Source organism: Allotamlana fucoidanivorans (assembly GCF_006265225.1).
Lineage (GTDB): Bacteria > Bacteroidota > Bacteroidia > Flavobacteriales > Flavobacteriaceae > Allotamlana > Allotamlana fucoidanivorans.
Genome location: NZ_VDCS01000008.1, coordinates 184,012 through 198,633, shown reverse-complemented (window position 1 = coordinate 198,633; position 14,622 = coordinate 184,012). Strand labels below are relative to the sequence as shown.

The following is a 14,622-nucleotide window of genomic DNA, read 5'->3' as shown; positions in this document are numbered from 1 at the left end:
AATTAAAACATCGAAAGTCTCACTATAATTATCTGGAGTAAGCATTTTTTCTTGGAGGTTGCTTCTTTGTTGAAATTAATTTTGACCTATCGAAAGTTTATCGTAAAGCTTGAAGTAAAGTCCCTGTAAAATTTCAGGTTGTTTGAGCCTAACAGAACATTTTATGAAGTACTAATTTTAAAGGCGAGTTCCTAAAACTTGAGAGGCAAACAAAAAATTTAGATAAAGATTCGTAAGCCCAGATTATTTGGATTCGTTTTTCCATCAATGGAAAAAATGAATATCTGAAATTGTTTTTGGACTGGATTGTTCATTTTTTAATTAATTTTGCCCTCATATTTTTTTTAACCATGAGCATTATTTCTAAAGACATACAGCAAGCTGCAAGTATATTGCGTACTGATGATATTGTTGCCATCCCTACTGAAACCGTGTATGGCTTGGCTGGAAATATATACAGCGAAACGGCCATAAAAAAGATATTTTCAACCAAACTACGACCATTTTTTAATCCGTTGATTGTGCACATTCCTTCGGTTGATGATTTGCCAGAAATCGTTAGCTATATTCCTGACAAAGCGAAATTATTAGCGGAAGCTTTTTGGCCTGGATCTATGACCTTAGTACTGAAAAAACAAGCTAAAATTCCAGATTTAATTACCGCTAAAAAAGATACGGTTGCCGTGCGTGTACCTAATCATCCGGTAACATTGGCTTTGTTGGAAGAAATTGAATTTCCGTTGGCGGCCCCTAGTGCGAATCCGTTTGGAAGCATCAGTCCTACAAAACCCGAACATGTTGAACACTATTTTAAAAACGATATTAAGCAGGTATTAGATGGCGGGGCTTGTATGAATGGTATTGAATCTACCATTATTGGCTTTGAAGGCGATGAACCTATTGTGTACCGTTTTGGAGCCCTAGCGCTTGAGGTCATTGAAGCCGTGGTTGGACCCGTTAAGGTTAAAACCAAAGATGAGATTAGTCCGGAAGCACCTGGTATGCTGGAACGACACTACGCACCTTCAACCAAAACGATTTTAACTGATGACTTGGAGGACGTAGTTGAAAACTATAGCAACAAACGCATTGGCATTTTAGCATTTCGAAACAAGTTGAACAGGGAAGTTTCATCACAAATAATTTTATCAGAAACCGGAAATTTAGAAGAAGCCGCCTCGCGATTGTATGATGCCCTTCATCAATTGGATCATGAAAATATAGACATTATTATAGCAGAACGCTTACCTAATCATGGCCTTGGAAAATCTATCAACGACAGATTAGAGCGTGCAACAAAATAGTTGCTAACGCGGTTTTTTCTTCGAGCGGTATTTTACCTTGTTTTTTCTTCTATTAAATGGCACGGCATCATTAAAGGTGTGTTTTGGTTTACCAGGCTTGTTTTTGCGCCATTGCTCTTCCTTCTTCGGAAGCAAGACATCCAACAAATCTTGACGCCCTAATTTATTCAAGGTATTTCTAATCCACGCTTTATTTTCATCTTTATACCAGAAGAAGAAACGGTGCTGTTCATCTTTCTCCTTTCTGGTTCTAGGGGTGCGCACCTTTTTTAAGGTGTACGGATGATACCCACTGTAATAAATAACAGTAGCTACCGTCATAGGGGTAGGCGTAAACCCTTGCACCTGCTCTAACTGAAAACCCATGTCTTTAGTTTCGGCAGCCAAATTAGCCATGTCTTCAGCTTCACAAGCTGGGTGATTCGAAATAAAATATGGAATTAACTGAAGTTTCAGCTTGTTTTTTACATTAATCTTATCAAAACGTTCTTTAAACTTATGAAAATAAGTAAATGATGGTTTACGCATCAATTTCAATACGGGGTCGCTGGTATGTTCTGGTGCTACTTTTAAACGCCCAGAAACATGTTTGGTCATAACCTCTTCAGTATAATCATCTAACTCTTTAGGGTCCGCATTTTTATTGAATTCTGGCACCAACATATCGTGACGAATACCGCTTCCTATAAACGATTTTTTTACTTTAGGATGATTATCAACCGCTTGATATAACTGCGTTAAAGGTTTATGAGAGGTATCCAGATTACTACAAATAACAGGTGAAATGCATGAAGGTGCTACACATTTATCACATATAGTTTGTATTTTTCCCTTCATCTTATACATATTGGCACTTGGCCCACCAATATCAGACAAGTACCCTTTAAAATCAGGCATATTTGCCACGGTATCTACTTCCTTTAAAATAGACGCCTGGCTTCGCGACGCAATAAACTTTCCTTGATGCGCCGAAATAGTACAAAAACTACAACCGCCAAAACAGCCTCGATGGATGTTAATAGAAAACTTAATCATCTCAAAGGCTGGAATCGGGCCACGTTTATTGTATTTCGGGTGTGGTAAACGCGTGTAAGGTAGATCAAAAGATGCATCAATCTCTTCTTCCGTCATGGTAGGATAGGGTGGATTAATCATCAAGGTTTTATTTCCTACCTTCTGAAAAATACGCCGTGCTGCCAATTTATTGGACTCTTGCTCAATAATTTTAAAATTAGATGCAAACGCCTTTTTGTCTTTCAAGCAAATATCATGTGAAACAATCTCTACATCTTCCCAATTACTATTTTTTGGTATTTTATCTTTTTCACTCAGTAAAACAGCCGTTTGTTTTACAGTATTAATGCTGCTAAATGGTACGCCTTTTTGAAGCAAACGCACAATTTCCCGTAAGGGTTGCTCACCCATACCATATACCAACATATCCGCTTTAGAGCTTTCTAAAATGGTTGGCATTAGCCTGTCACTCCAATAATCATAATGGGTAACACGACGTAATGACGCTTCTATCCCACCAATCAACACGGGTACATTGGGCCATTTATCCTTAAGTATTTTGGTATAAACAGAAGTAGCATAATCTGGTCTAAATCCAATATCACCATTCGGTGTATATGCATCTTTATCCCGACGTTTTTTATTAGCATTATAATTGCTAATCATAGGATCCATGCAACCACCTGTAACGGCGAAGAATAACTTTGGCGACCCTAATTTTACAAAATCCTGAAGATTATCATTCACATTAGGCTGGGGCACAATAGCCACCTTTAACCCGTAACTTTCTAAAATACGTCCAATAACAGCAGGACCAAATGATGGATGATCCACATAGGCATCACCGCTAAACAGGATGACATCGAGCTCATCCCAACCGCGAATTTTCACCTCTTTGTTTGTGGTAGGCAACCAATTTGAAAGTTTTAACTCTTGCATAACGCTGCAAAAATAACCAAAATTAAATTGACTCTTACAGTGAGACCAACCATTACTTGATTACGCAAACCTTTAACTAGTAAACATAATGAAAAGGCAATGCCTCATTTTTATACCCATTATAAAATTTCAATTCTTAATACAATATCCTAAAAGTTTGTTAAATTTGATTAAAAATTATAAAAAATAAAAATGCTATGAGGAAGCTTCATGCTGCCTTACTTCCGCTTTTGCTATTGTTGTTTACTTGTGAAGAACCAGTTGACACCGTTATTGAAGCTGTTGATGAGGCTAACACCATTTTAAGAAAATACGAATGGAAATTGGCTAAATTTAAAATTGAAGTGGCCAATGATGACATCCCACCACCAATTCTATTTAACAGTACGGATTCTTTGATAAAAAAAGGCATTTACGATTTGGACGATATGGTGCTTGATGCCTCTGAGATGCGCACTTACAAAGTGAATTTTACCCATGATGGAAAAGTTTTGACCAAAGACGGTCAGTTAGATTTGATTGGAGGCGATAAAGATGTTAAATATTTTGTTTTTAACGATAAAAATGTAAGAATAAGCGCTGCAGAGAAATTAATTTATGACTATTTATACGATGGTAATAACAATGAAATTATTTTAACTGCAAATCAAGGAAGTATCGCCAGATTAGTGAATAAAGTCAATCAAGACCTTATTGATAAAGTGGCCAATAAATCACCCGAGAAGATTGGAGACCTCATGGCTCATTTGCTTTTCAATAATGAGAAGCTACAATCTTTAATTAACAACGTTATTGTTGATGCCATTTCGGGAAAACTAGAATTTATAAATGAATTTGATGAGGAAACTGCTGCTAAATTTCTTGCCTCAGAAATCTATAAGGTGCTCTCTCAAATAGACTGGGAATCTGCGCTAACCCAATTACTTAAAGAACAACTAGAAAAATTGACCAATATTGACCCTGATAAAGTTTCAGAGGACATCAGTGCGGTTATTGTGGCGTTCATCAATGAAAATATCACTGCCGACACCATTTACGAAGTCATTTTTCCTTACATAGAATCTATTCCTACCAATGCTGAGAAGGTATCTGAAACAATTTCAACATTAATTGTTAACCTATTTTTTGAAGTTTTTGCACCCAATGTATTACAACCAGTACTTACCGATGCTTGGCGTGATTTTACAAAATTAGATGAAGAAAAAATAACAACAGTTTCTGATACGCTAGCCTATTATGTTAGTGACATATGGATTAACCAGGAAAACGTATCTAACTTAATTCTACCATTTACACAAAAAATTGATGAAACATCTATTTTAAAAATGGGAGAATTGGCTACAGAGGCCACTAATGCCATAGAAGGCATTGTTAATGTAATTAATGATAGTTTTTCAGACATTAATTTACAGCCAGATTATGAAAGCATGCAAAGTACGATTAAGGCTGCCTTTATTGCTGCTAAACCCGTAATTGGTCTTGTTGGTGGCCCTGAAAAGGCTGCTGATGAGGTGGCAGGATTAATCATCAGTCAGTTTTTAAACCAAAACAATATAAGTTCTGCGTTTCAACTTGGTATCACTTACTTGCAATCTATTGACCCGGAAATAGCAGGAAGCACTATTGCTGAATGGTTATTGAGCCTTGAACCTGAAATTGGCCCAGAGATTATTAGCTATTTAACTGATTTTTTAAGCCCTATTCTAGAAAATATAAACCCAGAGCTTACCAGTTTAGCTATAGCCAATGCTCTTAATGATTTTATTTCTGAAAATATCACGCCCGAAAAAGTAAAATCCCTACTTCTTCCAATTTTGGAAGCCTTTGCCAATCTTAATGCCGAAGCCGTGGCTAACTTTTTCGCTAAGGTTATTTTAGACTTAGACATTATTAAAGACACTATTACCGAAGAGAACATTAAAAATGTATTGCTCCCTGTGCTTCAGAAGATTAAAGAAACAGACATAGAACAACTGGTTCAAAACTTAATAGATGCCGTTGTAAATAGTGGTATTTTTGAAGACACTATTACAGAAGAACGCGTTGCAACCATTATATCCTTGCTCATTTACAAATCAGCATGGGATAATGTTCAAATAGCTAATAACTTTAAAGAAGCAACAATTGTACTCAGACATGATTAAAAAGAATATAACATATATAGCTGTAATAATTGGGTTATTTTTAGTAAAAGGCTCATGTATGGGTCAGATAGCCAATATAAGTATTTCAGAAGAATATCAAAAATATCGGGACAGCTTAATGGAAACGCCTTACGAATGGCATTTTCCTATTTTGGGGTCTAAATTAAGAAAAATGGGGTTCGATTTACCTTATCCCAATGGTATTGGAGTTAATTACGCATGGTCTAGACAGAATATAAATATAAGTAATGCTTATGTAGGGTTCGATTCTGATAATTTAATAGGTATAGATGGTATAGCACGATTCAGAAAAATTCAAGCAGATGTCAATGCTGTTAATGTAAGATATGATTTTTGGTTGCTACCATTTTTAAATTTTTACGGTATAGCAGGACGAATAAACTCTCAAACTGAAATTAACTTAGGGTTGCCTTTTGATTTAACCTTTAATACCAACAATAATGGAACAGGAATTGGTTGGGGTACTGTTGTGGCGGGTGGTGTTGGTCCTTTAGTTTTATCGGGAGATTTTACTATGGTATGGACCTTTATGAAAAACTTAGATCAGCCTTCAAAAACCATTGTTTTAGGAGGTAGAGGTGGTTATATGTTTCGATTTCCTAAACGCCCAGACCGAAACCTTGTCGTTTTAGTGGGTGCTCAATATTTGGGTATTAGTAAAGGCGGCAGTGGTACCGTTGATTTAGAAAAACTGGTCGGTATTACCCCTGAAAAGAAAGCAGCGGCTTTAAACCAATTAAACGATTGGTATGATGAGCTACCAGACAGTGAACAAGAGGTGTTATTCCCCATTTATGATGGAGCTTCAAGGTGGCTATCAAGTAATGAACCTGTTGAACTAAAATACCGATTTGACAAAACCATGTATTATCCTGTAAGTATGAGTTTAGGGGTTAATATGCAAATCAACAAAAGATATACCTTTACAGGAATTTACTCATTCTTGGGAAGTAGACAACAAGTTGTATTTGGATTGGGATATAGGTTTGGAATTAAAGGTAACAATTTCCTATCTGGTTTAACCCTTTAACTATTTTAGCAACATACTGTGTTTAAATTTTTAAAATTAAGTACTCTATTTATCGTTCTTACTTTTGTTAATCCTGTATCTGGACAAAGCAAATCCTTTTTTGGAAAGATTACCTCCTCTCTAAAAAAGAGACAACAACGAAAGGACTCTACTATTGCTGTTGGCGGTCCTTTTCTCAGTATTTTTGCTGGTCCAGGTTATACACCCGAATCAGGGGCTTTACTTGGGGGCGGACTACTATATACATTCAGTACCAATAGGGCCAATAAAAATTTACAGCGTTCATCTATTCCATTACTTGGTAGCATCAGTACCAGAGGTAATATTACGCTAGGGTCTATTGTTAACACGTTTTGGCTAGATAATAAGTTAAGAGCAAGAATGGCTGCAAAATTCTCTAACGTTCGCGCCGATTATTTTGGCATAGGATATGAAAACAATGCTGCTATTGAAAAAGGTGAAGACACCTCAGAATACAACAGAACATTTTATCAGGTTGAACCCAAAATAGAGTATCAAATACTACCAAATCTTTATGGAGGTATAGCCTTTATGTATAGTAATTTTGACGTAAAAGAAACCAACCCCATAATGGCCATTGACCCCAATTACATAGAATTTGGACCAAAAATAAGGGAGTCTGGCGTCTTTTATTCCTTAACTTTTGATAGCAGAGATATTGTGGTAAATGCCTATAAAGGCGCTTACATCTCTTTTTCTTATTATAATGCCACCGATAAATTAGGAGGTAATCAAAACTTTGAAGCTATTGAATTAGATGCTAGATATTATAAAACCTTAAATAGACCAGGGAATCTTTTAGCTGCAAAATTATACACTAGAAAAGCCATGGGACATGTGCCTTATAGCGCCATGACACTTATTGGTTCAACAGATTTATTAAGAGGCTACTTAAACGGGTTATACCGTGACAAATCTGGGATGGCCTTCATAGGCGAATGGCGCTATATGTTTTTAAATAAAATGAAAGACATGAGTAAAGTAGGTCTTGTAACCTGGCTAGGAACAGGTTCTATAGGAAATAGCTTTGATGACTTTCAAAATTGGCTACCAAATGGCGGTGTTGGCTTTCGGTATGAAGTACAACCTAGAATGAATGTACGTGTAGATTTTGGTATTGGAAAAAATAGTACGGGGCTTTATTTTAATTTCTCTGAAGCTTTTTAATACTTTTTTTAAAATCTAAACCTCCCCTTTTTTAATTAACATATATTGAACGAATTCTTATCACAATACTGCAGATATGTATAATTTAAACATATACCTAATTACGTATTTATTCCTATTTATTTGAACTCATACAATGGATACCTATTGTTCAATTATTATACCTACAAACTTCTATTTGCTTTATAAACCGACTAATTACTAAGTAAAATCAAGTAAGAACCTTACACCTTAATCTAGATTAAGCATGGTTCTTAATTTACCTTATAAGCATACCTGCTAAAAGCATAGCATCTTTGCATCATGATAATTAATTAAAAAACATTAATAAAAATAAAAATCATGAAAACAAATTTTTATCCTAGATTTATAGCAATCCTAGCTATTGCAATGCTTACAGTAAGTTGTAGCCAAACAGAAAACACAAAAACGGAAGCTAGTGCTTCTACAGAAAAAACGACTTCTGTGCCTCCAAACACTGAAGTATTTCTTAAAAAATATGCAGGACAAAAGAATAATTTAACGGTAGCTGAGCATAAAAAACTTCTTGAAGAAGGTTACCCACTCAACAGAATGCGTAGGGCTCAAGATTTATTCTCTGCAAGACATTTCACCTCGGATGTTATGGATGATAAAGAGACCGGTATGGATGATGCTCTCTATTACCACAATTTCATGTGGGAATTTTTACCAAGTGCCGTGGTGCCAGCTTCAGAGAATCAATTTGAGTTGCCGAGAGTATTGGATAGCAGGTTCGATGAGATTACCTATGATGACGTAGAAGGGAATGCATTTCCAACGCTAATCGAGTACACGAATTCTTCCGAATCTAGACTACAGGCCATCATGATGATACATAAGGGAAAAGTGGTTTATGAAAATTACCCTGGAATGCGCCCTGAAGACAAGCATGTTTGGATGTCTGTAACCAAAGCTGTTACCGGCACGCTTATGATGGATTTAATTGTATCAGGTAAAGTGGATGATAACGCTCCAATTACCGATTACGTTCCAAGATTAAAGGGTAGCGATTGGGATAATGTTCCCGTTCGAGCGGTTTTAACCATGTCGGCAGGTTTAAATGCTGATGATGTATCGGGTAATATGTACAAATACGGCACTATGGAACAGCGCTACTACCAAGCCTCATTTGGAGACCTGTACGAAGGAAAGCATGAAGATTGGATAGATGTAATTCGTGAAGCAAAAAAAATTGCTGAACCCTATAGCCTGTATCAGTATGCTAGTATGAATACGCAAGTATTGAGTGTAGCCATTGAAAACGTCACTGGAAAGAAAATGGTGGATCACCTATACGATAGACTCTTCAAATATGCCGGTACTGGTGAATTTGTGCCCAACTTGTTCCCTGATGGAACCATTCATTCAGCTACCGCTATGAATTCAACGCTTGAGGATATGGGAAGATTTGGCCTACTATACACACCATCTTTCCAGCGAATTACAGGCAAAGAAGTAATATCACAAGAGATTATTGACTACTTATTCGAGAGCATGATACCTGCTGAAATTTTCAATAAAAACTTTGTAGGAAAAACAGCTTATAAATACTTAGGTGATCAAGCCGTAATAGGAAGTGGCGCTCAATTTGACTTCTTATGGGAAGATGGGGCTCTTGCCAAGTTGGGACACAATGGTCAGGGAATCTACATTGACCCTAAGCGGGACTTTGTAGGTGTATATTTCAGTTCATCCGTTGACCTTAATCGCCCTGTAGGATATATGAGAGCAGCAGCTTTGTCATTAGATAATAAATAGCACACTAGACTGTTAGGTTCCAGGATAAAGACTCACTATGAAGTTCTAAATATAGAGAATTTCATAGTGAGCCTATTTTGTTACACTTGAAATATTTAAGGAGATGCTAGTTATTATAAAACCTTAAATAGACCAGAGAATCTTTTAGCTGTAAAATTATACACTAGAAAAGCCATGGGACATGTGCCTTATAGTGCATTGACACTTATTGGTTCAACAGATTTATTAAGAAGCTACTTAAACGGGGTATACCGTGACAAATTTGGGATGGCCTTCATAGGCGAATGGCGCTATATGTTTTTAAATAAAATGAAAGACATGAGCAAAGTAGGTATTGTAACCTGGCTAGGAACAGGTTCTATAGGAAATAGCTTTGAAGACTTTCAAAATTGGCTACCAAATGGCGGTGTTGGCTTTCGGTATGAAGTACAACCTAGGATGAATGTAGGTGTAGATTTTGGTATTGGAAAAAATAGTAAGGGGCTTTATTTTAATTTCTCTGAAGCTTTTTATCAGCTAAAACGTATTCAAATTTTTTAAAATTTCTTTAAAGTTTTCATACACAATGCTTAATCGTATTGCTCATTTAGCACTAATTTTCTTTTTAAACCACTAATTTTAAAAGAAATACGTTTAATGTTTTTCTCAAACATTAAACAATGTTAAGAAATCATTAACATGGTATACTTTTTTTATAATGCACGCATAGTTTATAAAAAAATGCTTATTTTTATATTGGTTTTCATTTGCCAACTTGCTTTATTAATCTCTAACTAACATTTTATGAATACAAGAATTTCAACATTCTTAGTGTTTTGTTCATTTCTATTTTTTCTAATTAGCGAACAAAAAGCCATGTTCATAAAAATTGCTGGTGTAGTTGATGGCATCATTGAAAAGGTCAAATTATTCAGCAAAATTTATTTAAAAAGAACACCAGTAAAACAAATTCCTGAAAACATAGCTTTATTCCCATATTTGGAGGATATGTATTGGCGAGCAAACTATACCTATGCAGTCAGGGTTAGTTCAAATAAAGTCCCTTGAGAAAACAACAACCTTTTCAGATTCCCCCAAACATTTTATTATTATTAAAAAATGATATCGTTTAAAAAAAACAACTAACAATGAACTTCAAAAATAGTAATCATATGAAATCTAAATTTATTTATTACGCTGGAATATGCTCCCTTGCCCTATGCTTTAGTTGCAACCAAAAATCAGGACAAAGTACGTCAGAAGAAAAACCTTCAGAACCTGTTAACCTAGAAAATTTTACTTCTATGCAGATGACAGGTATTGAGCAAATATCTGTTGATGTCGATTTAGATGCTGCGGTTAAAAGACTATCAAAAGCCGTAACTTTTAAAACAATATCTAACCAAGACAGAGATGATTTTGATACCAAAGCTTTTGAGGGGTATCATAAATTTTTAGAACAATCATACCCTTTAGTACATAAAACACTAAAAAAAGAACTACATGGCGATCCTAGACCTTACAGTTTACTTTACACTTGGGAAGGTAAAGATCCTAGTTTAGAACCAGCATTATTTTATGCCCATCAAGACGTTGTGCCAGTTCCTGAGGAATCTAGGGGAGAATGGAAAGTAGAGCCTTTTGCAGGCACTGTAAAAGATGGTTACATCTGGGGCCGCGGGGTGTTAGATGATAAAAATCAAATTCATGCTATTTTAGAGGCAGCCGAAATGAAACTTAAAGAAGGTTGGCAGCCAGAACGTACCCTTTATTTTGTATTTGGACAGGATGAAGAAGTAGGAGGTGCAGAAGGTGCCAAAAAAGTAGCCGATGTTCTAGAAGCACGAGGTATTAAGCGATTTGCTTATGTTATGGATGAGTCCGCTCCATTAACTCCTGGTATATTTCCAGGTATTAAAGACAATACGGCATTAATTGGTATTGCTCAAAAAGGGTTTATTAGTTTAGAATTGGCTATACATGGTATTGGTGGGCATTCTTCTATGCCTCCAGAAGAATCTAACATTGGTATTTTGGCAAAAGCGATTACGAAATTAGAAGCAGCTCCGTTTCCTTATAAAATACATCCTGCGGTTCGTTCGCAATACCGTTATATGGGGCCAGAATTAGATGAATCACTACAGCCTCTATTTGCTGCGGTTGCTTTTGGTAAAGATGGAGAACTCACAGACATGGAAAAAAAATTCATTGAGAGCATGACAAAAAATGAAGTAACAAGAGCCATGTTACATACTACAATAGCTACCACCATGTTTAATGCAGGTATTAAAGATAATGTATTGCCACCTTCAGCAACCGCTGTTGTAAATTTCAGACCTATGCCAGGTGATACTCCAGAAGTGATCATTGAACATATTAAAAAAGCAATTAACGATGATCGCATTCAAATTAGAGACATTTCTGCTTCAACACCAGCTACCAACATAGCACAGGTAGGCAATCCAGCTTATAATATGCTTGAAAAAACCATTCGTCAAATCTATGGTAATGATTTAATTGTATCGCCTTTCTTTGTAATTGGTGGTTCAGATTCTAAACACTTTCAGGCACGTGATTTTGCACCAGATGTATATACCATCACTGCTATTCAATTAGAAAACACCGAAGAATTTAAAGGATTCCATGGTGTGAATGAGCGTATTTTGGTTGATGAATATGCCAAATCTATTGGCTTCTTTTATACCATATTTGATAATCTAAAAGAGCTTAAAAAATAAATTACTTAGCTATTAATCCATTAAATTTTTTTATGAAAAACAACAAATTAACCTTAGTTCTATTAATGCTTTTCTTAAGCCTTATGGCTTTTAGTCAAAAAAAGCAAACTTCATCCATACTTATTAAAAACGCCAACGTTTTTGATGGTGTAAATGAAAAGCTCATTGAAGGCACAGATATTCTAGTGGAAGATAATCTGGTTAAACAAATAGCCAAAAGCATAAAAGCCCCGAAAGGCGCTGAAGTTATTGATGCTGGTGGAAAATTTCTAATGCCAGGCCTTATTGATGTGCACTGGCATACCACTTATGCGTATACCCCAGCAACTGTACTTATGCTAAATCAAGGCGATATGCCAGAAGTAGCTATTCGAAGTATGACGGGCGCTAAACTCACTTTGATGCGTGGTTTTACTACGGTTAGAGACCCAGGAGGAAATCCATTTGCCATTAAAAAACTAATAGATTCTGGAGAATATCCAGGGCATCGTATTTTACCATCGGGGCCATTTATGAGTCAAACTTCTGGACATGCCGATTTTCATACGGTACTAGCAGAAAACCCCAGGAACTCTACTTCAGAACTCAGCTACTGGGAACGTAATATGATGGCCATGATTGCTGATGGCGTGCCAGAAGTACGTAAAAGATCAAGAGAAATTTTAAAGTACGGTGCTACGCAAATAAAAATTTGTACCGGCGGAGGCGTATCTTCACAATACGACCCGCTAGATGTTGGTGAATTCTCTGTAGAAGAAATAGAAGCTGTCGTAGAAGAAGCCGCAAACTTTAACACCTATGTACATGCTCATGTAATGACAGATGAAGGCATCAAGAAGTCTATATTGGCTGGTGTAAAATGTATAGAGCATGGTTTTTTTGCCTCAGACGAAACTTTAAAACTAATGAAAGAACATGATGCTTGGCTAAGTCCTCAAGCTATGTTTGCAGACGACATGAAATGGGCAAGTCCTGTTAGCGAAAAAAAATGGCTTCAAGTTACAGACGCTGTTAACAATGTATATACACAAGCACGCAAGCTAGGTGTAAATGTCGCTTTTGGTACAGACCAATTAATGGACGCCTCTAAAGCCGCACAGCAAAGCCTCTATTTGGTAAGAATGGGCACTTGGTTTACTAACTATGAAGTGTTAAAAATGGTTACTTCTGATAACGCTCGTCTGTTAGAATTGAGTGGTCCGCGCCACCCATATCAAGAAGGGCCATTGGGTAAAATTGTTGAAGGCGCCTATGCAGACCTGATTATTATTGATGGTAACCCAATGAAAGACCTTAGCGTTATGCAAGAATATGACGAAAAATTTCAGCTAATCATGAAGGATGGTAAAGTGTATAAAAACACGTTAAAATAGATTATATTAAAAGGCCTTAAGTGAGGTAATATTGCTTCACTTGAGGCCTATTGATGTTCTTTTTGTAATCTATGAAGCATCATAACATTTTAAGCCAAAACAAATAATATTACCTTTAATATTACACCTAAAATAACATTTAAAAACTATGACTATGATTACTCTTAAAAAACGACAAAACATAATTTGTGCTGTTTTACTGCACCTTATTATGTCCTTTCTAGTAGTAAATGCCCAAGATACAGGAGACAGTAAAAAACCAGATTCTGATGAAGAATTAGCAAAAAAACTGGCTAACCCAAATGCCACATTAGGCCAAATGCTTTTCCCTATAGATTATGTAAATTACAATGGCGATATTCCAGATGCTAATCAAAATGGTTTTGTATTGAATTTTCAACCGTCATTACCTATTCCTATTTCACAAGGTATAAATCTTTATGTGAGGCCATTAATACCTGTTTTCTTATCACAACCGGTTTTAGGGATAAATGGTTTTGAAAATAAAGGCGGTTTAGGTAACATTAGTGCCGATGTAGCCATAGGTAAAACCTGGCCATCAAAATGGATTACCTTGGTTGGTGTTTTTGGAGGTTTTCCTACGGCTTCAAACAAAGCATTAAGAGCAAGCCAGGTAACGCTTGGCCCTGAAATAATGGCTGCTAAACTCACCAAATGGGGTGTATTAGGTTTAATGGTGAGTCAAGCCATAGGTGTTGGTAGTGTAAAAGATTATGCGGGAGGTACCATTTTCACCAATGATGTATTTGGCACAAGTACAGGGCCTAAAAGTGCAAGCGTTACAGCTGGACAGTATTTTTATACCGTAAATCTCAGCAAAGGTTGGCAAATTAGTGCCACACCAACGTATGCATACAATCATCGTGGTACTAAAGGCAATAAACTATCCTTACCAATAGGAACAGGTGCGCAAAAAGTATTAAAGTTCGGCAAGTTACCAGTTAGAATGGGCTTACAATACTGGTATTATGTAGCTTCTCCTGATGCCTTTGGCCCGCAACACCAAATTAGATTTACATTTGCCCCGGTAGTTCCATTACCTTGGTAAATCACTATACAATTCAATTTATAATAGAAAATTCTACAAATTAC

The 14,622-nt window shown here is 36.2% G+C and carries 11 protein-coding genes; 10 read left to right on the top strand and 1 reads right to left on the bottom strand.

What is annotated here, in order from left to right; genetic code table 11:
* Positions 1–350: 350 nt before the first annotated feature.
* Positions 351–1,304 carry an L-threonylcarbamoyladenylate synthase gene (locus tag FGF67_RS09810; RefSeq protein WP_139697229.1) on the top strand — a complete coding sequence of 318 codons (954 nt, stop codon included), beginning with the start codon at positions 351–353 and terminating at the stop codon, positions 1,302–1,304.
* Positions 1,305–1,307: 3 nt separating this feature from the next.
* Here the strand turns inward: FGF67_RS09810 and FGF67_RS09805 are convergent, their stop codons facing one another.
* Positions 1,308–3,257: a YgiQ family radical SAM protein gene (locus FGF67_RS09805; RefSeq protein ID WP_139697228.1), complete on the bottom strand. Its 1,950-nt coding sequence runs from the start codon at positions 3,255–3,257 to the stop codon at positions 1,308–1,310.
* Between the two features lie 197 nt (positions 3,258–3,454).
* Between FGF67_RS09805 and FGF67_RS09800 the strand changes: the two genes are divergently transcribed.
* From FGF67_RS09800 to FGF67_RS09760, 9 genes are all read left to right on the top strand, one after another.
* Complete coding sequence (locus FGF67_RS09800; RefSeq protein WP_139697225.1) at positions 3,455–5,401, top strand: hypothetical protein; 1,947 nt, start codon at positions 3,455–3,457, stop codon at positions 5,399–5,401.
* Complete coding sequence (locus FGF67_RS09795) at positions 5,394–6,452, top strand: hypothetical protein (protein ID WP_139697223.1); 1,059 nt, start codon at positions 5,394–5,396, stop codon at positions 6,450–6,452. The genes FGF67_RS09800 and FGF67_RS09795 overlap by 8 nt, the downstream gene beginning before the upstream one ends.
* Positions 6,453–6,470: 18 nt before the next feature.
* Positions 6,471–7,640, top strand: coding sequence for a BamA/TamA family outer membrane protein (locus tag FGF67_RS09790; RefSeq protein ID WP_139697221.1), 1,170 nt, complete (start codon positions 6,471–6,473; stop codon positions 7,638–7,640).
* A 342-nt stretch (positions 7,641–7,982) separates the two neighbouring features.
* A complete protein-coding gene (locus FGF67_RS09785) occupies positions 7,983–9,419 on the top strand; it encodes a serine hydrolase domain-containing protein (protein WP_139697219.1) in 1,437 nt (478 codons plus the stop codon).
* 174 nt (positions 9,420–9,593) lie between these two features.
* Positions 9,594–9,959, top strand: coding sequence for a hypothetical protein (locus FGF67_RS09780; RefSeq protein WP_139697217.1), 366 nt, complete (start codon positions 9,594–9,596; stop codon positions 9,957–9,959).
* Positions 9,960–10,202: 243 nt separating this feature from the next.
* Positions 10,203–10,466: a hypothetical protein gene (locus FGF67_RS09775; RefSeq protein WP_139697215.1), complete on the top strand. Its 264-nt coding sequence runs from the start codon at positions 10,203–10,205 to the stop codon at positions 10,464–10,466.
* A gap of 104 nt (positions 10,467–10,570) precedes the next feature.
* A complete protein-coding gene (locus FGF67_RS09770; protein ID WP_139697213.1) occupies positions 10,571–12,136 on the top strand; it encodes a M20 family peptidase in 1,566 nt (521 codons plus the stop codon).
* A 32-nt stretch (positions 12,137–12,168) separates the two neighbouring features.
* The gene (locus FGF67_RS09765; RefSeq protein WP_139697210.1) at positions 12,169–13,509 is read left to right on the top strand and encodes a metal-dependent hydrolase family protein; all 1,341 of its coding nucleotides are present in this window, start codon (positions 12,169–12,171) and stop codon (positions 13,507–13,509) included.
* 154 nt (positions 13,510–13,663) lie between these two features.
* Positions 13,664–14,578 (top strand): hypothetical protein, encoded by a 915-nt coding sequence (locus tag FGF67_RS09760; RefSeq protein ID WP_139697208.1) that lies wholly within the window; start codon positions 13,664–13,666, stop codon positions 14,576–14,578.
* The last annotated feature ends 44 nt before the right edge of the window (positions 14,579–14,622 follow it).

Excerpts from the sequence above, each read along its gene's own strand:
- FGF67_RS09810 (WP_139697229.1), top strand. The coding sequence starts at position 351 with ATGAGCATTATTTCTAAAGACATACAGCAAGCTGCAAGTATATTGCGT.
- FGF67_RS09805 (WP_139697228.1), bottom strand. The coding sequence starts at position 3,257 with ATGCAAGAGTTAAAACTTTCAAATTGGTTGCCTACCACAAACAAAGAG.
- FGF67_RS09800 (WP_139697225.1), top strand. The coding sequence starts at position 3,455 with ATGAGGAAGCTTCATGCTGCCTTACTTCCGCTTTTGCTATTGTTGTTT.
- FGF67_RS09795 (WP_139697223.1), top strand. The coding sequence starts at position 5,394 with ATGATTAAAAAGAATATAACATATATAGCTGTAATAATTGGGTTATTT.
- FGF67_RS09785 (WP_139697219.1), top strand. The coding sequence starts at position 7,983 with ATGAAAACAAATTTTTATCCTAGATTTATAGCAATCCTAGCTATTGCA.
- FGF67_RS09780 (WP_139697217.1), top strand. The coding sequence starts at position 9,594 with ATGGGACATGTGCCTTATAGTGCATTGACACTTATTGGTTCAACAGAT.
- FGF67_RS09775 (WP_139697215.1), top strand. The coding sequence starts at position 10,203 with ATGAATACAAGAATTTCAACATTCTTAGTGTTTTGTTCATTTCTATTT.
- FGF67_RS09770 (WP_139697213.1), top strand. The coding sequence starts at position 10,571 with ATGAAATCTAAATTTATTTATTACGCTGGAATATGCTCCCTTGCCCTA.
- FGF67_RS09765 (WP_139697210.1), top strand. The coding sequence starts at position 12,169 with ATGAAAAACAACAAATTAACCTTAGTTCTATTAATGCTTTTCTTAAGC.
- FGF67_RS09760 (WP_139697208.1), top strand. The coding sequence starts at position 13,664 with ATGATTACTCTTAAAAAACGACAAAACATAATTTGTGCTGTTTTACTG.